Origin of the sequence: Nocardioides sp. CCNWLW239 (genome assembly GCF_037137035.1) — a bacterium.
Taxonomy (GTDB): domain Bacteria; phylum Actinomycetota; class Actinomycetes; order Propionibacteriales; family Nocardioidaceae; genus Nocardioides.
Genome location: NZ_JBBBNW010000007.1, coordinates 39,382 through 60,117 on the forward strand (window position 1 = coordinate 39,382; position 20,736 = coordinate 60,117).

Genomic DNA, 20,736 nt, shown 5'->3' on the forward strand with positions numbered 1-20,736 from the left:
TCGTAGTACTACTCGCCCTAAAATGACCGACCGGATAGTGCTACGAACAGCGTGTTACACGTCCCGCCGCCGCGCCACCGTCGCCGCCAGCGCTGCCGCGGGCAGCATGAGGACCGCGACGAGCAGGAGTGACCTGAGGGTGCCGATCTGGTCTCCTACAGCCCCCAGGATCGGCGGGAAGCCCAGGAAGGCACCGTAGGCCAGCGTGGAGACCACCGAGACGCGAGCAGCGGCCCGGGTCTCGTCGTCGGCAGCGATGCTGATCCCCAGCGGAAAGCCGAGGGCGGCGCCGAAGCCCCACAGGACGACGCCCACCAGCGCGACGCCGAAGGAGCCTGCGAACACCGCCAGCACGATCCCCGTGCCGGCGAGCGCTGCGGAGGTGATCAGGACCGGCTGGCGACCCACCCGGTCGATGATCTTGGCTCCCGCGAAACGGGCGAGGCTCATGCAGAAGACGAACACCGCGTAGCAGGCCACTCCCAGCCGCTGGCTCACGTCGTACCCGTCGATCATCGCCAGGGCGACCCAGTCGTTCGCGCTCCCCTCGGCAGCACCGAACGCGAGGACCATCAGCCCCAGCAGCAGCGTGTGGGGCGAGCGCCACGCGGCGAGCAGCTCGCGGCGCGGTGAGTGCCCCTCTCGGGGCGGCTCGGCCGGCAGGAAGCCGGCGGTGCCCCACCAGCAGATCGCCAGCACGACGGCGGCGACCGCGGCGATGTGCCACACCGTCGGCAACGTGCCGACCAGCGCGATCCCGAGCACTCCACCCAGCACGGTGCCGACGCTCCACATCGCGTGCAGCTGCGGCATCAGCGTCTTGCCACCGAGCCGCTCGACCGCAGCCCCCTCGACGTTCATGGCGACGTCCCAGATGCCATAGCCGACGCCGTACGCCACCAGGAACAGCCCGACGAGCCAGACCTGTTCCAGCCAGCTGCCCGAGATCGCCACCAGGGTGAGAGCGGCCGTGCAGAGGATCGCGCAGCTGCGTACGACGCGGGCGGCGCCCCAGCGCATAACCAGGCCACCGGCCAGCGGCAGCGCGGTGACCGAGCCGATGCCCATCGCCAACAGCATCAGGCCTATGGCCGAGTTGTTCAGGTCGAGGCTCTCGCGCAGTGCCGGGATGCGGGAGATGAAGGTCGCCGACAACAGCCCGTTGGTGGCGAACGCCACCACCGATCCGGCTTGGGCACGGTAAAGAGGTGTCACGCGCACAGGCTAGTGGCCCCTCGATGCCCTCCCGGGGCGGGCTCCGCACCGGCGGATCAGTCGCGCTTCTTCTCGTACGGACCGCCGCGGCCGAAGATCGGCAGCACCCACGGCTGGCGCAGCGGGGCGCCGGCGAGCGCGATGACGGCGAAGGCGGTCGCCAGGACCCAGGCGATCCCGTAGAGCGCGCCACCGAGACCGAAGGTCACGATCGTGACGGCGAGCAGGGTCAGCTGCAGGTTGAGCGCACCGGCAGCGTGGTGCTTCACGAACTCGGAACGCTTGCCGACGGTGTAGTAGAGGATCGCGGGTCCGACGACGACGGGCACCCAGGTCGTGGCCTGGGCGAGAGCGGCCAGCAGCCGCTCCTCGGTGGTCGGCGGCGGCAGCAGATCACGGGCGGGCTTCGCCATCGACGGTGCCGGGGCCGGCTGCGCGACCAGGTCGCGGGTGATCGGCTCGAGGGCGGCGTACGTCTTCGACCTCATGGTCAGGTCGAACCGGACGTCGAACTCGGCCTGATCGAGCCGGCCGTCGGCGTAAGCGGACTTCAGGACGTCGATCACCCGGTCGCGATCGGCGTCGGTGCATCGAAGCTCGTCGCCGGCCGGCGACGCCGACGGGGTGGGATTCATGGGAGTGGGAGCGGTTGAGGACATACCTCAACCATCCGCCTCCGCGGGCCTCCGGACAATCAGGGAATCCCCCGAAAGCGAACCGACCGACCCCGGTGTTGTGCCGGAGCCGGTCGGAGGGAGAGCGCAGAGGCTCAGAAGACGGTCCAGTTGGACCGGATCGGGCGGGACTCGAGCCAGGCCTGGAAGCCGATGAGAGTCTGCTGGTCCATCGCCAGGTCGATCAGTTCACCGTTGACCTCGCAGGTCACGATCAGGCTCTCGGGGTAGAGGACCAGCTCCTCGATCCCCTCAGGGGAACGGCTGGAGACGTAGCTGAGCTCGACCCGGCGCCAGACCCGTTTGGGCTTGGGCGAGAGCGAGAAGATCCGGAACCACTCCAGCTGCGCATCCCCGGAGTAGCGGCCGATACCGATGATCCAACCGCGCCCGGGCTTGGTGTCCCGGACGCGGTGGCTCAGTTCGAAGACGCCGCCGTTGCGCTCGAGCAGACGGCGGCGTACGGCGATCCCGATGCCATAGGCGAGGACAAGCAGAAGCAACGCGGCCACAACGGCCAAGAGCAGCTCCCACCATGCCATCCGGGTATCGCCCCTCTTCCCCTATGAGGCCTTCTCGACAGCGCGGATGCGTGCCTCGGCGTGACGGATGCGCTTCTCGGCGTCGTTGTTGGTGCCGAGCAGGCGACGGGCTTCCTCGAGGTCGACCTGAGCCTGGTCGAGGTCGATCTCGTTGGCCAGCAGCACGTACTCGGACAGGATCGAGACGCGGTCGTTGGCCACCGAGAGGAAGCCACCGTCGACGGTCGCGATGACCTCGGTGCCCTCCTCCGGGGTGATCTCCACGACCGCTTCGGTGAGTGCCGACAGCACCGGCGCGTGACCGCGCAGGACACCGACATCACCGTCGACCGTTCGGGCGATGACCATGGTGGCCCCGCCGCTCCAGACCACACGGTCTGCAGCGACGAGCTCCACCTGAAGTGCGTCCGCCATCAGAGGCTCTTCTGGATCTCGGCCCACTTCGCCTCGACGTCGTCGAGGCCACCGCACATGAAGAACGCCTGCTCGGCGACGTGGTCGTACTCACCATCGGCGATCTTGTTGAACGCCTCGATGGTGTCCTTGACCGGAACCGTCGAGCCCTCGATGCCGGTGAACTGCTTGGCAACGTAGGTGTTCTGCGAGAGGAACCGCTGGATCCGGCGAGCGCGGGAGACGATGATCTTGTCTTCCTCGGAGAGCTCGTCGACACCCAGAATCGCGATGATGTCCTGGAGCTCCTTGTTGCGCTGCAGGATCTGCTTCACGCGGACGGCGCAGTCGTAGTGGTCCCGACCGATGTACTGCGGGTCCAGGATCCGCGACGTCGAGGTCAGCGGGTCCACGGCCGGGTAGATACCCAGCGACGCGATCTCGCGGGAGAGCTCGGTGGTCGCGTCCAGGTGGGCGAACGTGGTAGCCGGAGCCGGGTCGGTGTAGTCGTCGGCCGGCACGTAGATCGCCTGCATCGAGGTGATCGAGTGACCACGCGTCGAGGTGATCCGCTCCTGCAGCAGACCCATCTCGTCGGCGAGGTTGGGCTGGTAGCCCACCGCGGACGGCATCCGACCCAGCAGGGTGGAGACCTCCGAGCCCGCCTGGGTGAACCGGAAGATGTTGTCGATGAACAGCAGCACGTCCTGGCCCTGGACGTCACGGAAGTACTCCGCCATCGTCAGCGCCGAGAGAGCCACGCGCAGACGCGTGCCCGGCGGCTCGTCCATCTGACCGAAGGTCAGGGCGACCTTGTCGTAGACGCCGGCCTCCTGCATCTCGTGGATGAGGTCGTTGCCCTCACGGGTGCGCTCGCCGACACCGGCGAACACGGAGACACCACCGTGGTTCTTGGCGACTCGGGCGATCATCTCCTGGATGAGGACGGTCTTGCCGACGCCCGCACCACCGAAGAGGCCGATCTTTCCACCGGTCACGTAGGGGGTGAGGAGGTCGATGACCTTGATGCCCGTCTCGAACATCTGGGTCTTGGACTCGAGCTGGTCGAAGGCCGGAGCCTTGCGGTGGATGCCCCAGCGCTCCTTGACCTCGACCGTCGACGGGTCGACGTCGAGGATGTCACCGGTCGCGTTGAACACGTGGCCGAGGGTGACGTCACCCACCGGCACGGTGATCGGGGCGCCGGTGTCGGTCACGGTGGCACCGCGGACGACGCCGTCGGTCGGCTTCAGCGAGATCGCGCGGACCATGCCGTCACCGATGTGCTGGGCCACCTCGAGCGGCAGGACGGAGGTCTCACCGTTGACGGTGACCTCGACCTCGAGCTTGTTGTAGATGTCCGGCATGGCGTCGACGGGGAACTCCACGTCGACGACCGGGCCGATCACGCGGGCGATGCGGCCCGTCGTGGTCTTCTCGTCAACCTGTGCGGTCATTTTCTAGTCAGTCTTTCTGTGGGTTCTCAGTCGTTCGCAGCCTGGGCGTCGGCCAGCGCGTTCACGCCACCGACGATCTCGCTGATCTCCTGGGTGATGCCGGCCTGGCGAGCCTGGTTGGCAACCCGGGTGAACTTCTTGATGAGCTCGTCGGCGTTGTCGGTGGCCGACTTCATCGCCTTCTGACGCTGGGCCAGCTCGGAGGCGGCCGCCTGCAGCAGCGCGAACCAGATCCGGCTCACGACGTACTGCGGGAGCAGCGAGTCGAGCACGGCCTCGGCCGACGGCTCGAACTCGTAGAGCGGCAGGACATCGCCCTCGGCCGGAGCCTCGGTGCCCTCCACGACCTCCAGAGGCAGCAGACGTACGGCCGTGGGCTTCTGCGTCATCATGGTGATGAACCGCGTGTAGACCACGTGGACCTCGTCGACGCCGGGAGCGGCGGCCTTCTCGGCCTCGGTGCCCTCGACGAAGACCTCGATCAGCTTCTCGCCGATCTCCTTGGCCGCGTCGTACTCCGGACGGTCGGAGAAGCCGGTCCAGGCCTGCGCCACGGAACGGCCACGGAACTTGTAGAAGGCCTCCGCCTTACGTCCGGTGACGTAGAGGTCGACCTCCTTGCCCTCGGCCTTGAGCTTCTCGACCAGGCCCTCGGCCTCCTTGAGCACGCTCGAGGAGTAGGAGCCGGCCAGACCACGGTCGCTGGTGACCACCAGCACGGCGGCGCGGGTGGGCGCCTCCGGCTCGGTGGTCAGCGGGTGGTCCACGTTGGAGTAGGTCGCCACCGCCGAGACGGCGCGGGTGAGCTCACGGGCGTACGGCGCGGCCGCATTGGCCCGCTGCTGCGCCTTGATGATCCTGGACGCAGCGATGAGCTCCATGGCACGCGTGATCTTCTTCATCGACTCTGTCGACTTGATCCGCGCGCGGAGTTCACGCACTGACACGGCCATGGGTCAGCCCCGCTTCTGCTTGACGATCTGCTCCTGCTCGACGTCCTCGTCAGCGAGGGCCTCTTCCTTGGCGGAACCCGGCTTGACCGAGGCGCCCTCCGAGGTCTCGAACTGGTCGAGGAAGCTGTCGTACGCACCGCTGAGCGCGGACTCGGTCGAGTCCTCGAACTTCAGCGACTCGCGGATCGCGGCGAGGATGCCCTCGTGCGAACGGCGCAGGTAGTCGAGGAACTCCTGCTCGAACTTGAGCACGTCCTCGGTCGGGACGATGTCCAGGCGGCCGGTGGTGCCCAGCCACAGCGAGACGGTCATCTCGTCGATCGGGTAGGGCGAGTAGGCCGGCTGCTTGAGCAGCGCCATCAGGCGCTGACCGCGGGCCAGCTGCTGCTTCGAGGCCGCGTCCAGGTCGGAGGCGAACATCGCGAAGGCCTCCATCGCGCGGTACTGCGCGAGGTCGACCTTGAGCGAGCCGGTGACGCCCTTGAGCGCCTTGGTCATCGCCGCGCCACCGACGCGGGAGACCGAGACACCGACGTCGATCGCCGGGCGCTGGTTGGCCGCGAACAGGTCGGACTGCAGGAAGATCTGACCGTCGGTGATCGAGATGACGTTGGTCGGGATGAACGCCGAGACGTCGTTGGCCTTCGTCTCGATGATCGGCAGACCGGTCATCGAGCCGGCACCCATCTCGTCGGACAGCTTCGCGCAGCGCTCCAGCAGACGGGAGTGCAGGTAGAAGACGTCACCCGGGTAGGCCTCACGGCCCGGCGGGCGGCGCAGCAGCAGCGACACGGCACGGTAGGCCTCGGCCTGCTTGGTCAGGTCGTCGAAGACGATCAGGACGTGCTTGCCCTCGTACATCCAGTGCTGACCGATGGCCGAACCGGTGTAGGGGGCGAGGTACTTGAAGCCGGCGGAGTCGGAGGCGGGAGCGGCCACGATGGTCGTGTACTCCAGCGCGCCGGCCTCCTCGAGGGCGCCACGCACGGAGGCGATGGTCGAGCCCTTCTGGCCGATGGCGACGTAGATGCAGCGGACCTGCTTGTCGGGGTCACCCGAGTCCCAGTTCTGCTTCTGGTTGATGATCGTGTCGATCGCGACCGTGGTCTTACCGGTCGCGCGGTCACCGATGATCAGCTGACGCTGGCCACGGCCGATCGGGGTCATCGCGTCGATCGCCTTGATGCCGGTGGCGAGCGGCTCGTGAACCGACTTGCGCTGCATCACGCCCGGAGCCTGGAGCTCCAGGGCGCGGCGGCCGACCGTCTCGATGTCGCCGAGGCCGTCGATCGCGTTGCCGAGCGGGTCCACGACGCGGCCGAGGTAGCCGTCGCCGACGGGGACGGAGAGAACCTCGCCCGTACGCCGGACCGACTGGCCCTCCTCGATCTTGTCGAAGTCGCCCAGGACGACGACACCGATCTCGCGGGTCTCGAGGTTCAGGGCGAGACCGAGGGTCCCGTCCTCGAACTCGAGGAGCTCGTTCGCCATGGCCGAGGGCAGGCCCGAGACCTGGGCGATGCCGTCAGCGGTCCGCGCGACAGTGCCGACCTCCTCGGTCTTCGCCGCCTCGGGCTTGTAGTCCGCGACGTACTTTGCCAGCGCGTCCCTGATCTCGTCGGGACGGATGGTGAGCTCCGTCATCTCTGCCTTCTCTCTCGTTCTTACGTCGAAGTCTGTGTCACACAGGGGTCATACGGCCAGTTCGCGGCCGTGATGCCGGATCAGCCGGCGAGTGCTCGCTGCGCCCCGTCGAGGCGGCTGGAGATGGTGCCGTCGATGACGTCGTCACCGATCGAGACCTTGATGCCGCCGACGATGGCCGGGTCGACCACGATGTTCAGGTGGACCTCGCGGCCGTACTTCTTCGCGAGGGCCGCGGCCAGACGGGTGCTGTCCGCCTCCGAGAGCGGGGCTGCCACGCGGACGACCGCGGTGTTCTCGCCCGCAACCGCGGCGGCCACCTTCTGGTATTCACCCAGCGCCGCCGTGGCGGTGCGGTAGGTGCCTGCCAGCGCCTGCTTGGTCAGGGTGACCGTCGCTGCCAGCGCCTTGCCGCCGAGAAGGTCGTCGACCAGCGCGACCTTGTCGTCGATCGAGCGAGCCGGGTCGGAGAGCGCGTCGCGAAGCGCGGGCGTCTCCTGCACGGCCTGCTGGACCGCGAAGAGCTCGTCGGCGAGGCGCTTGGCCTCACCGCCGGCGCTGCGGACGGCGGCGATCTCGCTCAGTCGCTCGACCGCGTCGCTCAGGTCACCGGCGTGCGTCCAGCGGTGCTTGACCGCCGACTCGACCACGCCGAGGCCCGCCGCGTCGACCTTCCCGCCGAACAGCTCGGCGACGAGGCCGGTCTTGGCCTCCTTCGGCACCGACGCATCGGTGACGAAGCGGCGCAGAGCTGCCTCGGCGCGGAAGGTCTGGGAGACCTCGAAGAGGGTGTCGGCCGCCTTCGCCGCCGCCTCAGGAGAGGCGGAGACAGCGGTCTTCAGCTCCTCGGTCAGGGCGGCAACTGCGTCGGCCGACGCTCCACGGAAGTCCATCAGTGAACTCCTGCCTCGAGGTCGGCGAGGAACCGCTCGACCACACGGCTGGAGCGCTCGTCGTCGTCGAGGGACTCCCCGACGATGCGACCGGCAAGACCGGTGGCCAGCGAGCCGACCTCGGTGCGAAGCGAGGTGACCGCCGCCTGGCGCTCGGCCTCGATCTGTGCCTTGCCGTGCTCGACGATGCGGGTCGACTCGGCCTGAGCCTGCTGACGCATCTCGGCCACGATCGCCGCGCCCTGCTCGCGAGCCTCCTCACGGATGCGGGCCGCCTCGTGACGGGCCTCCGAGAGCTGCTGCTCGAGCTCGGCGAGCTTGGCATCCGCCTCGGCCTGCTTGGCCTGGGCGTTCTCGATGCCGCCTTCGATCGCTGCGGTTCGATCGGCGTACGCCTTCTCGAAGTTCGGGACGATGAACTTCGCGATCCCCACGTAGAGGATGGCGACGACGATGAAGCCGAGAATGACCTCCGGAACGTGCGGGATCAGCGGGTTAGGCGCATCCTCCGCTGCCATTACCTGGGTAAGGATCATGTCGAAACCTCAGTCGTTCCCCGGCGTCAGGGCTGGAGGACGAAGGCGAGGGCGAGGGAGATGATGAAGAACTGCTCACACAGAACGAAGCCGAAGATGGCGATCGTCTGCAGGCGGCTCTGAGCCTCCGGCTGGCGGGCAACGCCGGCGACGTACGCCGCGAAGATCAGGCCGACGCCGATGGCCGGGCCGATCGCAGCGAGGCCGAGGCCGACCATGTTGAGGGTGCCCAGGGCGATCTCCATGGGTTTTCCTTTCGGGGTTGTTGACGCCTGATGCGTCAGTTGTTGTGCGTCGTTGGTCTGGAAAAGCGTGCTTCGGAGCTCAGTGCTCGTCGGCGATTGCCTGGCCGATGTACATGGCCGAGAGCAGGGTGAAGACGTAGGCCTGCAGGAACATCACCAGCATGTCGAGGAAGCTCACCGCGATGCCGATGATGAACGACAGCACACCGGCGGTGACGCCGATGACAGGCGGCGAGTAGTGCAGGATCAGGTAGGCGCCGCCGATGGAGAACAGCGCGAGCAGCAGGTGGCCGGCGAACATGGTCGCGAACAGACGAAGCGCGAGCGTGAACGGCCGGACGATGATGTTGGAGAAGAACTCCAGCGGCACCAGCATGATCAGGATCGGACCGGTGATCCCGGACGGAACCGTCTGGTGCTTGAGGTAGCCGAAGAAACCGTGCTTGGCGATGCCGACGATGTTGTAGATCAGCCAGGTGAGCAGCGCGAGCGCCGTGGTGTAGCCGATGTGGGACATCGTCGGGAACTGGATGAACGGGATGACCCCGTAGAAGTTGTTCACCAGGATGAAGAGGAAGATGGTGAACAGGAACGGCACGAACTTCATGAAGTCGTGCGAGCCGATGGTGTCGCGCGCGATGCCGTTGCGGACGAAGCCGTAGACGTACTCGCCGACGAACTGCAGGCGACCCGGGACGACCGCTGCCTTGCGCGACATCGCGTAGAACAGGCCGAACGCGATCACGGCGGAGAGGATGACCAGGAGCGAGACCTTGGTCAGGGCCCAGTCGCCGGACCCGACGATCGGCGGCAGGTTGAAGTCCGCGGGCCCCGGAATGTGGGGCTCCGGTGCGGACGCCAAGACACTGGCGGCAAGCGACTTCACGCTGTCTCCTGTTTCTTCGAAACTTACGATTCTGGGGGGCGAGCCCTGTGGCTCAGGTATCATCCCGGCAGCCGCCTCCCGACGGGCCGGACGATATCAGGCGTTACTGGCGAGTCATGCGTCTGCCCCCGGCAGGTCGAAGAGCGGGATCCGCTCTCGTCGTACCAAGAACGCAAACGACGTGGTCCAAGCGATGGTGACCACAACGATCAAGAGGGCTGCCGACCGAACGACAACACCCTCGGCCTGGGTCGAGAGCACCAGCAGGACGGCGAACAACAGCAGCCCCTGGATGGTGAACACACCGAACGACCCGGGGAGCGAGAGGGCCGGCGACTTCCCGGCGATCCAGAACATCGCCCAAGTGCCTGCTCCGAGGATGACCAGGGCGGCGACCGAGCCGATCAGTGCGCCGATCAGGCCGGTGGTCCCGGCGACGAAGAAGGCCACCACGAGCGCTGCGAGCGCAGCGGCGCCAGAGACTGCGGCAGAACCTCGCAGCACCATGGTCTTGCTGGTTGCGGTCGTCATCGTCGGCGGCCGTTCTCTCTGGGGGCATTTCACGTGTTCAGGAGCGTATCCCGAACGCTCGTGAAAACTATCACAAGCGTGTTTCGGCGCCCTAATTGATCGATCAAGCCTCCCCTACCGAGGCTGTTCCTCCAGCGGAGTGAGTTCCTCGGGAACCTCGAGGAGCTTGTCGGTGCGCTCACCGCGGATCTTCGGAAGGACGAAGGTGAGCAGCACGATCAGCGCGGTTGCGACGGCGACACCGATGATGACGACCGGGCCGCGGTAGAGGGTGACGAACACCGAACCGAAGGACATCAGACCGGCCCACAGCCACATGATCAGGACTGCGCGGCGCTGGGAGTGACCGATCTCCAGGAGCCGGTGATGGAGGTGCTTCTTGTCCGCGGCGAAGGGGGAACGGCCGGCGCGGGTGCGGCGTACGACGGCCAGCACGAGATCGACCAGCGGAACCACCAGGATGGTCAGTGGGAGCAGCAGCGGCAGGAAGGTCACCAGGAGCGCCGTGGAGGCGTCGAAGGCGTTCACGTTCAGGCCGCCGGCGTTGTAGGAGCCCGAGAGGGTGACCGCGCTGGCGGCGAGGATCAGGCCGATCAGCATCGAGCCGCTGTCACCCATGAACAGCCGGGCGGGATGCCAGTTGTGGATCAGGAAGCCGACGCAGGCTCCGGCGAGCGCGACGGTCAGGAGAGCCGCCGTCGAGGCGCGGCCGATGTCGTTGATCCGGGTGAACTGGTAGCAGAACAGGAACAGGGCCAGCGCGCCGATGCCGACGACACCCGCAGCCAGACCGTCGAGGCCGTCGATGAAGTTGACGGCGTTGACCACGGTGATCACCACGAGCCCCGTGAGCAGCGCACCCTGGGCGGGGTCGATGGAGAACTGGGTGCCGTCGGGGAACGTGATCAGGCTGTATTGCAGGTTGAAGCCCACCAGGATCGCGGTCGCCAGCACCTGGCCACCCAGTTTGGTGAGGGCATCGAGCTCGAAGATGTCGTCGACGACCCCGACGATGCAGATCAGCGCACCGGCGAGGATCACGACGCCGGTGTCCTGCAGGACGAAGTCCGGAGCATCGGCCAGGAACGGCAGCTCGCGAGCGACCAGGTAAGCCGCGATCAGTCCGCCCAGCATCGCGACGCCGCCCATGTAGGGGATCGGCACGGCATGTACGTCACGGTCGCGGACCTTCGCGACGGCTCCCGTGCGCATCGCGAACTCGCGTGCCACGACGGTGAGCAGGTAGGTCACCACGGCGGCGACCAGGAAGAGGAGGACGTAGGCGCGCATCAGGCTTCTGCGTCGGCGTCCGTGTCGGGCCCATCGGTATCGGCGGCAGCGGGATCCGGATCGCCCGGTCTCCGGATGGCGACATCGTGCTTGGCGAGGATCTCGTTGATCCGTTCGACGCTGATCGCGCCCTCCCGCAGGACCTTCGGCTCGTCGCCGGTCGCGGAGACGATCGTCGAGGCCTCGCCGCCGGGCGACTCGCCCCCGTCGAGGATGACCTTGACCATCTTGCCGAGCATCTCCTCGGCCTGGTCGGCGTTGGTGGCCGCAGGCTTCGTGGTGCGGTTGGCCGAGCTGGTCGCCAGCGGGCCCACACGGTCGATGATCCGGCGCAGGATCTCGTCGTCAGGGATGCGTACGGCCACGGTCTGGCGGGCCTCACCGAGGTCCCACTGCAACGACGGCTGCTGGTGGAGCACGATCGTCAGCGCACCGGGCCACAGCTCCTCGACGAGGGTGCGCGCCCACTCGGGGATGCGCGTCGCGAGGGCGTCGAGGGTGGCGACGTTGGAGATCAGCACCGGCGGCGGCATCGAACGGCCTCGGCCCTTGGCGGCGAGCAGACCGGCCACCGCGCCCTTGTCGAACGCGTCGGCGGAGATGCCGTAGACCGTGTCGGTCGGCACAACGATGAGCTCGCCGGCCTGAAGGGCGGCCACAGCAGCATCGATCGCCTTGGTCTGCTCGTCCTCGGTCGCGATCGGGTAGCGCTCAGTCACAGTGCTCATGTTGCCAGTTGCGCGGTCGTGAAGCGCGGACGCCCTGCCAGATCGAGATGATCACGCACGTCCTGCCATCGTCCGGTGCCGGCGAAGACGGCCGGTGCGCCACCGTCGGCGCCGTCGGGACCCTGCTCGTCGGCATGCTCGAAACCGACCACGCCCCCTGGCCTGAGCAGCTCGGCGGCCCGTCGTTCCAGGACGCGGATCGCGTCCAGACCATCCTGCCCGGAGAAGAGGGCGAGGTCGGGGTCGTGGTCCCTCGCCTCGCGGGCTACCGACTCCCAGGCCTCGAGCGGGATGTAGGGCGGGTTGCAGACGAGCACGTCGACGCTGCCGTCCAGGTCGGCGAACGCGTCGGCCATGTCGCCCTGCCGCAGGTCCACCCCGGTGCCTTCCAGGTTGCGTGCGGCCCAGGGGTAGGCGTCCTCGGAGAGCTCGACCGCATGCACCTCGGCGCCCGGGACCTCGTCGGCGATGCTCTTCGCAATCGCTCCCGAGCCGGTGCACAGATCGACGACGACAGGGGTGTGGATCGCGGCGGCCCGTTCGATCGCCCAGCCGGCGAGCAGCTCGGTCTCGGGCCTCGGCACGAAGACGCCTGGGCCCACGGCGAGCTCGACGTGACGGAAGTACGCCACCCCGGTGAGGTGCTGCAACGGCTCACGCCCCGCACGGCGGGCGAGCAGGTCCGCGTAGGCCTTCTCGTCGGCCCCTGCGACGTCGTCGACGAGGAAGAGGCGGTTGCGATCGGTGTCGAGGACATGGGCCAGCAAGATGGCCGCGTCGGCGTCCGGACTGTCGACGCCGGCCTCTGCGAGCTGCTTTCGGGCACTTGCCAGAAGGATGCGCGGGGCGGTCATGGGCAACTGCTCCTGAAATGTGTTAGTCATGCACTACCCGGCTGAGGGTAACGTTCGGGCGCTTCGACAGTTCTTCGGGTCAGATCGGGGGACGCGGGATTGGCCGCACCCTCGTCGGGCACTGTGCTGCCCCACCATCACACCCGAGATCCCCCCTGGAAGGAAACATCACCCCATGAAGTGGCTGTTGCTGCTTGCACTCGTCCTCGTCCTCGCCGTCCTGATCTGGTTCTTCTTCGGACGACCGGTCCGCAAGGACACCAAGACCTCGCACCGAGCGGACGCGGACCGCTCGACGCCTGAGACCACCAGCGCGCCTGTCGCTGCTGCCACCGTCACCGCGGAGGCCTCTGACGAGGTCTCCACCGACAAGGAGTCCGCTGCCGAGGAGACCACCTCGGACGACGTCACCGACGCGGACACCGCTGCCGTCGTCGCTGAGGCCGAGAGCGTCATCGCGGCCGCTGCCGAGACCGATGCGACCAAGGAGCCGGCCGCCGAGCCGGTCACCGAGCCCGTTGCCGAGCCCGTTGCCGAGACCGTCGCCGAGGACACGGAGACGACCGAGGCACCGACCGCGTCGGCCGCCGAGGAGGTCGTGGCCGCACCCGTCGAGACCGAGCCGGGGGCCGCTCCGGTCGCCGAGGCGGCCGCCGCGACCGGCGAGGCTCCCTACGCCGGCGCCGTGCTTCCGGCCGCTGACGGAAGCAGCTCGGATGCTGCGTACGCGATCAAGGGCAACGCCGGGAAGAAGTACCACACCACCGCGAGCCCCTACTACAGCCGCACGAAGGCCGCCGTCTACTTCGACTCCGAGGAGTCGGCCGAGGCTGCCGGCTTCGTGATGGGCTTCAAGAAGAAGGCCAACGCCTGATCGGTCCGAGGACCACCCCGAAGGGTCGCAGCCGCCCGCGGCTGCGACCCTTCGCATCCCTCCCCCGGGAAAGTTCGAACTCGGACGCCGCGGACTGACGTCTCGGTGGGTCAGGAGTCCAGGCTGGCCAGGCGGGCTGCCAGGTCGGCGTCCACCGCGCTGCCGATCACCGGTTCCAGGTCGCCGTCCAGGACCTGGTCGAGGTTGTAGGACTTGTAGCCGGTGCGGTGGTCGGAGATGCGGTTCTCCGGGAAGTTGTACGTCCGGATGCGCTCGGAGCGGTCGACGGTGCGTACCTGCGAGCGGCGTGCGTCGGAGGCCTCCGCGTCGGCGGCGTCCTGGGCGGCCTGGAGGAGGCGCGAGCGGAGCACGCGCATGGCCTGCTCCTTGTTCTGCAGCTGCGACTTCTCGTTCTGCATGGAGACGACGATGCCGGTGGGGACGTGGGTGATCCGGACCGCAGAGTCGGTCGTGTTGACCGACTGGCCGCCGGGGCCCGACGAGCGGTAGACGTCGATGCGGAGGTCGTTGTCGTTGATCTCGACGTCGATGGGCTCGGCCTCGGGAACCACCAGGACACCGGCCGCCGAGGTGTGGACGCGGCCCTGCGACTCGGTGACCGGCACCCGCTGGACCCGGTGCACACCACCCTCGAACTTGAGCAGTGCATACGGAGCACGACCGGGCTCGGACGTCCCCTTCGCCTTCACCGCGACGGTGACCGACTTGTAGCCGCCGAGATCGGACTCGTTGGCGTCCAGGAACTCGAGCTTCCAGCCCTGGCGCTCGGCGTAGCGGGTATACATCCGGAGCAGGTCGCCGGCGAACAGCGCCGACTCCTCGCCGCCCTCCCCCGACTTCACCTCGAGGATGGCGTCCTTGTCGTCCGTCGGGTCGCGGGGCACGAGCAGGCGACGCAGCCGCTCCTCGGCCTCCTCGCGCTGCGGGACCAGCGCCTCGGCCTCCTCGGCGAACGCGGGGTCCTCCCCCGCCAGCTCGCGGGCGGCCTCGATGTCGTCACCGAGCTGCTGCCAGGCGCGGTAGGCGTCGATGATCGAGCTCAGCTCGGCGTACCTCTGGTTGAGCTTCTTCGCCAGGCGGGCGTCGGCATGGGTCTCGGGCTCGGCGAGCCGCTTCTCCAGGCCCTCGTGCTCCTCGATGAGCCCTTCGACTGCTTCAAACTGCGTCATGTGCGCCTCCGCTTCGCTCCGGCGGGACATCTCCGCCCGGGAGTGTGTTTCAAACCTTGTGTACCGCTGAAATACGCCAGCGCCGGCCACCTGCGAATGCAGGGGCCGGCGCTGGGAAGCAACTACTTGTTGCGCTTGCCGAAGCGAGCCTCGAAGCGAGCCACGCGACCGCCGGTGTCGAGGATCTTCTGCTTGCCCGTGTAGAACGGGTGGCAGTTGGAGCACACGTCGGCGCGGATGGCGCCCTCGGCCACGGTGCTGCGGGTGGTGAACGCGTTGCCACAGGTGCAGGTGACCTGGGTCTCGACGTACGTCGGGTGGATGTCGGACTTCATGAGGTTCCTCTCAAGACAGTGGGCTCCGGGTCGCCGCCGCAGGTTGCGGGACGTGAACCGGCACCGAGGATTCAGTGTATGTGAACGCCTGGGGCCGCCAATAATTCCCGGCGGCCCCAGAACGCTCGTCGCACTCCGGTCGTCTCAGCTCTTGGCGACCTCGTTGAGCAGCACCATGTTGGTCGCGGATCCGGCGACCTTCTCGACCAGGACCGAGGCGGCCTTGGCGCCGTCGAGGGTGGCCAGGGAGGCGCGCAGCTTGCGCACCGCGTCCCCCTCGCCGCCGGCGAAGAGCAGGTCGTCGCGGCGGGTGCCCGACGCGTTGACGTCGACGGCAGGGAAGATCCCGGCCTCCGCGTAGTCCTCGTTCAGGCGCAGCTCGGAGTTGGCGGTGTCCTTGAACGCCTCGAAGATGATCTCGTCGGTCTTCGAGCCGGTCTCGACCGCGGCCGTGGCGAGGATCGTCAGCGAGCCGCCGTCCTCGACGTTGCGGGCCGCACCGAAGAACCGCTTCGTCGGGTAGAGCGCCGCCGAGTCGACACCGCCGCCGAGGATCCGGCCCGACGCCGGGACGGAGAGGTTGTAGGCCTTGCCCAGGCGGGTCAGACCGTCGAGCAGGACGACCACGTCGTGGCCGAGCTCGACCAGACGCTTGGCCCGCTCGATCGCGAGCTCGGCGACCACGGTGTGGTCGGCGGGCTGACGGTCGAAGGTCGAGGCGATGACCTCACCCTTGACGCTGCGCTCGAAGTCGGTGACCTCCTCCGGGCGCTCGTCGACGAGCACCACCATCAGGTGGCACTCCGGGTTGTTGGCGGTGATCGCTGCGGCGATGGCCTGCAGGACGGTGGTCTTGCCGGCCTTCGACGGGGAGGCGATCAGGCCGCGCTGGCCCTTGCCGATCGGCGCGACCAGGTCGATGACCCGGCCGGTGACCGGGTCGGAGCCGCCCTCGAGGCGCAGCCTCTGGTCGGGGTGGACCGGAGCGAGCTTGTCGAACTCGACGCGGTGCCTGGCGACCTCGGGGTCGGCGCCGTTGACCGAGTCGATGCGCACCATCGGGTTGTACTTCTCCTTGCGCTCGCCCTCGCGGGGCTGGCGCACCTGACCGACGATCGCGTCGCCCCGGCGCAGGCCGAGGCGCTTGACCAGCGACAGGGAGAGGTAGACGTCGTCGGGTCCGGGCAGGTAGCCGGAGGTGCGGACGAAGGCGTAGTTGTCGAGTACGTCCAGGATGCCCGCCGCGGGCACGAGCACGTCGTCCTCCAGGACGGTCGTGTCCGGCTCGCCGCGGCCCGGCCGGTTGCGCTCACGGTCGCGGCCCCGACGGCGACGGTTGCGGCGGCTGCCGCCCTCGCCGTCGTCATCACCAGCGGAGTCATCGGCCTGCTCGGCCGGCTTCTCCTTCGGGGCGTCCTCGTTCTTCTTCTCAGCGGCAGGCTGACCGGCCTTGGCCGGGCCCTTGCTCTGGCCACCGGCGGGCTGGCCGCCCTGGCCACCGCTCTTGCTCTGGTTCTGGTTCTGGTTGCGCTGGCGGCGCGGGCGCTGGCCGCCCTCGCTGCCGGCGTCGGCAGCCTCGGCGGACTTCTCCGCGGGCTTCTCGGCAGGCTTCTCGGCAGGCTTCTCGGCAGACGTCTCGGTCGCCTTCTCCGCGGGCTTCTCGGCAGGCTTCTCGGCAGCAGGCTTCTCGGCGGCCGGCTTCCGGGCGGCAGGCTTCTGGGCCCTCTCCGCCGGGGCCGACTGGGCACGGCTGCCCTGGGCAGCCTTGATCGCCTCGATCAGCTGGGCCTTCTTCATCGAGTTGGCCCCGCTGATGCCCATCCCGTTCGCCATCGCCTTGAGGTCGGCGAGAAGCATTCCGCCAAGGCCACCGCGCCTCTTCGGGGCGTTCGGCTCCGGAGCGGTGGATTCCATGGTCTCAGTCACGTGAGTCCTTTCCCACGTATCGCCGATCGGCGTACGACACCGACGGCTCGTTTGTCAGAACCCCTGACGCGCCGATGCGCGCCAAACGAAGTGGCTCGGCGCGAAAGGGGGATAGCACTTCGGCGGACCTGAACGACCCAACCGAGGTATTCCCAGGCTAACACGCACGGCACCCACCACAGCAGGGGCCTGAACCCGGATCAGAGGATGCGCACGCCGTCCATGTCGACGGCCAGCGCATGGCAGTCCCAGCCCTCGGGGCAGCGAGCGGTGAGCTTGGTCGTCTCTGCCGATGCCACCCCGCTGCTGAAGGCCAGGACGGTGGGTCCGGCACCGGACACGATCGCCGCGACGCCGTCGGCACGCAGCTCATCGACCAGGGCCAGCGACTCCGGCATGGCGGGTCGACGGTATTCCTGGTGGAGGAAGTCGCGGGTGGCGCGGTGCAGGTGCTCCGGTGCGTCGTTCAAGGCGGCGACCAAGAGAGCGGTACGTCCTGCATCGGCCGCCGCGTCCGAGTGCGGCACCGTGTCGGGCAGCAGGCCGCGGGCGGCCTTGGTCTCGACACCGGTCGGAGGGACGAAGACGACGACGCTGATCCTCGGGTCGACGGCCGTACGGACCGCAAAGCTGTGCCGTCCCGCAGGCCCTCCGTCGCTCGTCGAAGAGCCGGTCGGGGTGGTTTCGTCCTCCCCAGCGATCGTGAAACCGCCGTGGAAGGCAGGCGCGACGTTGTCGGGGTGGCCCTCGATCTCGGCGGCCTTCTGGAAGAGCGTCTCGTCGTCCAGGATCAGCTCTCCGCCGGCGACCAGAGCACGAGCCAGCACCAGGCCGCCGATGATCGCGGCCGAGGACGATCCCAGACCGCGCGCGTGCGGGATCCGGTTGTGGCAGTGCAGCCGGAGACCCGTCGGCTGCTTGCCGATGATCTCGAAGGCGGCCCGCATGGAGCGTACGACGAGGTGGGACTCGTCGAGCGGGACCGTGCCCTCGCCCGCCCCCTCGACGGTGACCTCCAGACCGTCCGCGACCACTTCGCCGGTGAGCTCGTCACGCAGGTCGAGCGCCAGCCCCAGCGAGTCGTAGCCGGGGCCCAGGTTGGCGGAGGTGGCCGGGACGGTGACCGTCACCGGGCCTTCGACGAAGGTCATGTCCTACGCGAGCCCAGCCGCGGCAGCAGCCGCCTCGAGGTCGGCGTCGATGACGATCTCGGGGATCTCACCGAAGTAGTCCAGCGCGGTGGCGGTGTCCTTGAGGCCGTGACCGGTGACGGTGATGACCGTCGTGGCTCCGGCGTAGGTCTCCCCCGCCTCGAGGTCTGCGAGTAGCCCGGCGACACCGGCGGCCGAGGCAGGCTCGACGAAGACGCCGTCGTTGCGGGCGAGCTGGGACTGCGCGGAGAGGATCTGCTCGTCGGAGAGCGCACGGAAGCGACCGCCGGACTTCGCGGCGGCGGCCTCGGCGAGCTGCCACGAGGCCGGGTTGCCGATGCGGATCGCGGTCGCCTTGGTCTCGGGGTGCTCGACCGGGTGACCGAGCACGAGCGGGGCCGCGCCCTCGGCCTGGAAGGCGCGCATGACCGGGGTCTTGGTGGCATGGCCGGCCGCTGCGTACTGCTCGTAGCCGAGCCAGTAGGCGGACAGGTTGCCGGCGTTGCCGATCGGCATGAGGTGGTAGTCGGGGGCGTCGCCGAGGCGGTCGACGACCTCGAAGGAGGCCGTCTTCTGACCCTCGAGGCGGATCGGGTTGACGGAGTTGACCAATGCGACCGGGTAGCTGTCGGCGAGCGCGCGCGAGAGCTTGAGGCAGTCGTCGAAGTTGCCGCGCACCTTGACCACCTCGGCACCGTGGACCAGCGCCTGGGCCATCTTGGCGGCACTGATCTTGCCGTTGGGGACGAGCACGACCGGGGTGATCCCGGCCTTGGCGGCGTAGGCGGCCATCGAGGCGCTGGTGTTGCCGGTCGAGGCGCAGACGACGGCCTTGGCGCCCTCGTGGACGGCGACGGAGATGGCCGCGGTCATGCCGCGGTCCTTGAACGAGCCGGTCGGGTTCTGGCCCTCGACCTTGAGCCACACCTCGCCCTTGGTCGCGCTGGAGAGCCACTCCGAGTGGACCAGCGGGGTGCCGCCCTCGCCGAGGGTCACCGCCGGGGTGTCCTGGGGGATGTCGAGGAGGGGGCGATACTCCTCGATCACGCCCCGCCACTGGCTACTGGTCATCACACTGCTCCTTCTACGCGCATCACCGAGGCGACGTCGCGGACGTACTCCATCTCGCGCAGGTGCTGCACGGTCGCCGCGAGTGCGGCATCGGGGGCCTCGTGGGAGACGACGACGAGCTGAGCGTCCTCGCCTCGACCTTCCTGGCGAACGGCCTTGATCGAGACGCCGTGCTCGGAGAAGGCGGTCGCGACGGCGGCGAGCACGCCGGCCCTGTCGGCCACGTCGAGGCTGACGTGGTAGCGGGTGACGGTCTCGCCCATCGGCCGGACCGCGCGGGCGGCGTAGGACGACTCGCCGAAGCCGCGGGTGCCGAGGACCTTGTTGCGGGCGATCGTGACCAGGTCACCGAGGACGGCGCTCGCGGTCGGTTCGCCGCCTGCGCCCTGGCCGTAGAACATCAGGTCGCCGGCGGAGGCGGACTCGACGAAGACGGCGTTGTAGGCGCCGCGTACGGTCGCCAGCGCGTGGGTGCGCGGGATCATCACCGGGTGGACCCGGGCCGAGACGTCGTCCCCGTCGAGCTCGGCGATCGCGAGCAGCTTGACGACGCTCCCCATGGCCTTGGCCGAGGCGACGTCGCCGGCAGTCACCTCGGTGATGCCCTCGCGGTAGACGTCGCTGGCAGTCACCCGGGTGTGGAAGGCGAGGCTGGCCAGGATGGCGGCCTTCGCGGCAGCGTCGAAGCCTTCGACGTCGGCGGTCGGGTCGGCCTCGGCGTAGCCCAGCTCCTGGGCCTCGGCGAGGGCTTCCTCGAAGCCGGCGCCGTAGGTGTCCATCTTGTCGAGGATGTAGTTGGTGGTGCCGTTGACGATGCCCATCACCTTGGTGACGTGGTCACCGACGAGCGAGTCGCGCAGCGGGCGGAGGATCGGGATCGCGCCGGCGACCGCAGCCTCGTAGTAGAGGTCGGTGCCTGCCTTCTCGGCGGCCTCGTAGAGCGTCGGCCCGTCCTCGGCGAGCAGCGCCTTGTTGGCGGTGACGACGCTCGCGCCGCTCTCCAGGGCCTCGAGGATGAGGCCGCGGGCCGGCTCGATGCCACCGATCACCTCGACCACGAGGTCGACGTCGTCGCGGGCGACCAGACCGTGGGCATCGGTGGTGAGCAGCTCGGCGGGCACCTCGACGTCGCGGGGAGCGTCGAGGCGGCGTACGGCCACGCCTCTGATCTCCAACGGAGCGCCCACTCGGGCGGCGAGATCCGCATCGCCCTCGAGCAGGAGCCGGACCACCTGGGACCCCACCACACCGCAGCCGAGGACGGCGACGCCCAGGGGCTCGACGGCGTGCGCGGTCGTCTTGTTGCTGCTCACGCGCCCAAGGGTATCCGGGACAGGCTCCAGGGTCC

The 20,736-nt window shown here is 68.6% G+C and carries 22 protein-coding genes; 1 reads left to right on the forward strand and 21 read right to left on the reverse strand.

Annotated features, from left to right (window positions below):
- Positions 1-54 precede the first annotated feature (54 nt).
- The 15 genes from WBG06_RS22465 to prmC form a co-directional block, all read right to left on the reverse strand.
- Positions 55-1,215 (reverse strand): MFS transporter, encoded by a 1,161-nt coding sequence (locus tag WBG06_RS22465; protein ID WP_336739429.1) that lies wholly within the window; start codon positions 1,213-1,215, stop codon positions 55-57.
- A 56-nt stretch (positions 1,216-1,271) separates the two neighbouring features.
- Positions 1,272-1,850, reverse strand: coding sequence for a DUF1707 and DUF4870 domain-containing protein (locus tag WBG06_RS22470; RefSeq protein WP_336739431.1), 579 nt, complete (start codon positions 1,848-1,850; stop codon positions 1,272-1,274).
- Between the two features lie 134 nt (positions 1,851-1,984).
- Positions 1,985-2,401, reverse strand: coding sequence for a DUF2550 domain-containing protein (locus tag WBG06_RS22475; protein ID WP_336739783.1), 417 nt, complete (start codon positions 2,399-2,401; stop codon positions 1,985-1,987).
- A gap of 51 nt (positions 2,402-2,452) precedes the next feature.
- Positions 2,453-2,845, reverse strand: coding sequence for a F0F1 ATP synthase subunit epsilon (locus tag WBG06_RS22480; protein WP_336739433.1), 393 nt, complete (start codon positions 2,843-2,845; stop codon positions 2,453-2,455).
- Positions 2,845-4,281 carry a F0F1 ATP synthase subunit beta gene (gene atpD, locus WBG06_RS22485; RefSeq protein ID WP_336739435.1) on the reverse strand — a complete coding sequence of 479 codons (1,437 nt, stop codon included), beginning with the start codon at positions 4,279-4,281 and terminating at the stop codon, positions 2,845-2,847. Before atpD ends, WBG06_RS22480 begins: the two co-directional genes overlap by 1 nt.
- A 26-nt stretch (positions 4,282-4,307) precedes the next feature.
- Entirely contained in the window at positions 4,308-5,234 is a 927-nt protein-coding gene (locus WBG06_RS22490) for a F0F1 ATP synthase subunit gamma (protein ID WP_160027750.1), read from the reverse strand.
- 3 nt (positions 5,235-5,237) lie between these two features.
- Positions 5,238-6,878: a F0F1 ATP synthase subunit alpha gene (gene atpA / locus WBG06_RS22495; protein WP_336739438.1), complete on the reverse strand. Its 1,641-nt coding sequence runs from the start codon at positions 6,876-6,878 to the stop codon at positions 5,238-5,240.
- An 80-nt stretch (positions 6,879-6,958) separates the two neighbouring features.
- A complete protein-coding gene (locus WBG06_RS22500) occupies positions 6,959-7,771 on the reverse strand; it encodes a F0F1 ATP synthase subunit delta (protein WP_336739440.1) in 813 nt (270 codons plus the stop codon).
- The gene (locus WBG06_RS22505; protein WP_336739442.1) at positions 7,771-8,307 is read right to left on the reverse strand and encodes a F0F1 ATP synthase subunit B; all 537 of its coding nucleotides are present in this window, start codon (positions 8,305-8,307) and stop codon (positions 7,771-7,773) included. The genes WBG06_RS22500 and WBG06_RS22505 overlap by 1 nt, the downstream gene beginning before the upstream one ends.
- A 26-nt stretch (positions 8,308-8,333) precedes the next feature.
- Positions 8,334-8,552: an ATP synthase F0 subunit C gene (locus WBG06_RS22510; protein ID WP_292650670.1), complete on the reverse strand. Its 219-nt coding sequence runs from the start codon at positions 8,550-8,552 to the stop codon at positions 8,334-8,336.
- Positions 8,553-8,631: 79 nt separating this feature from the next.
- Positions 8,632-9,438 (reverse strand): F0F1 ATP synthase subunit A, encoded by an 807-nt coding sequence (gene atpB / locus WBG06_RS22515; RefSeq protein WP_336739445.1) that lies wholly within the window; start codon positions 9,436-9,438, stop codon positions 8,632-8,634.
- A 114-nt stretch (positions 9,439-9,552) separates the two neighbouring features.
- Positions 9,553-9,969 (reverse strand): hypothetical protein, encoded by a 417-nt coding sequence (locus tag WBG06_RS22520; RefSeq protein ID WP_336739447.1) that lies wholly within the window; start codon positions 9,967-9,969, stop codon positions 9,553-9,555.
- A gap of 114 nt (positions 9,970-10,083) precedes the next feature.
- Positions 10,084-11,259, reverse strand: coding sequence for a glycosyltransferase family 4 protein (locus tag WBG06_RS22525; RefSeq protein ID WP_336739449.1), 1,176 nt, complete (start codon positions 11,257-11,259; stop codon positions 10,084-10,086).
- Positions 11,259-11,987 carry an L-threonylcarbamoyladenylate synthase gene (locus tag WBG06_RS22530; protein WP_336739451.1) on the reverse strand — a complete coding sequence of 243 codons (729 nt, stop codon included), beginning with the start codon at positions 11,985-11,987 and terminating at the stop codon, positions 11,259-11,261. Before WBG06_RS22530 ends, WBG06_RS22525 begins: the two co-directional genes overlap by 1 nt.
- A complete protein-coding gene (gene prmC, locus WBG06_RS22535; protein ID WP_336739452.1) occupies positions 11,984-12,841 on the reverse strand; it encodes a peptide chain release factor N(5)-glutamine methyltransferase in 858 nt (285 codons plus the stop codon). Before prmC ends, WBG06_RS22530 begins: the two co-directional genes overlap by 4 nt.
- A 175-nt stretch (positions 12,842-13,016) precedes the next feature.
- Between prmC and WBG06_RS22540 the strand changes: the two genes are divergently transcribed.
- Positions 13,017-13,715, forward strand: coding sequence for a sunset domain-containing protein (locus tag WBG06_RS22540; protein WP_336739453.1), 699 nt, complete (start codon positions 13,017-13,019; stop codon positions 13,713-13,715).
- A gap of 110 nt (positions 13,716-13,825) precedes the next feature.
- Here the strand turns inward: WBG06_RS22540 and prfA are convergent, their stop codons facing one another.
- The 6 genes from prfA to WBG06_RS22570 form a co-directional block, all read right to left on the reverse strand.
- Entirely contained in the window at positions 13,826-14,905 is a 1,080-nt protein-coding gene (gene prfA, locus WBG06_RS22545; protein WP_336739455.1) for a peptide chain release factor 1, read from the reverse strand.
- Between the two features lie 122 nt (positions 14,906-15,027).
- Positions 15,028-15,240 (reverse strand): 50S ribosomal protein L31, encoded by a 213-nt coding sequence (rpmE, locus tag WBG06_RS22550; RefSeq protein ID WP_336739457.1) that lies wholly within the window; start codon positions 15,238-15,240, stop codon positions 15,028-15,030.
- 144 nt (positions 15,241-15,384) lie between these two features.
- Positions 15,385-17,166, reverse strand: a complete 1,782-nt coding sequence (rho, locus tag WBG06_RS22555; protein ID WP_336739458.1) for a transcription termination factor Rho — start codon at positions 17,164-17,166, stop codon at positions 15,385-15,387.
- 200 nt (positions 17,167-17,366) lie between these two features.
- Positions 17,367-18,317 carry a homoserine kinase gene (gene thrB, locus WBG06_RS22560; protein WP_336739459.1) on the reverse strand — a complete coding sequence of 317 codons (951 nt, stop codon included), beginning with the start codon at positions 18,315-18,317 and terminating at the stop codon, positions 17,367-17,369.
- A gap of 3 nt (positions 18,318-18,320) precedes the next feature.
- The gene (thrC, locus tag WBG06_RS22565; RefSeq protein WP_336739460.1) at positions 18,321-19,388 is read right to left on the reverse strand and encodes a threonine synthase; all 1,068 of its coding nucleotides are present in this window, start codon (positions 19,386-19,388) and stop codon (positions 18,321-18,323) included.
- The gene (locus tag WBG06_RS22570) at positions 19,388-20,701 is read right to left on the reverse strand and encodes a homoserine dehydrogenase (protein WP_336739461.1); all 1,314 of its coding nucleotides are present in this window, start codon (positions 20,699-20,701) and stop codon (positions 19,388-19,390) included. The genes thrC and WBG06_RS22570 overlap by 1 nt, the downstream gene beginning before the upstream one ends.
- Positions 20,702-20,736: the final 35 nt, after the last annotated feature.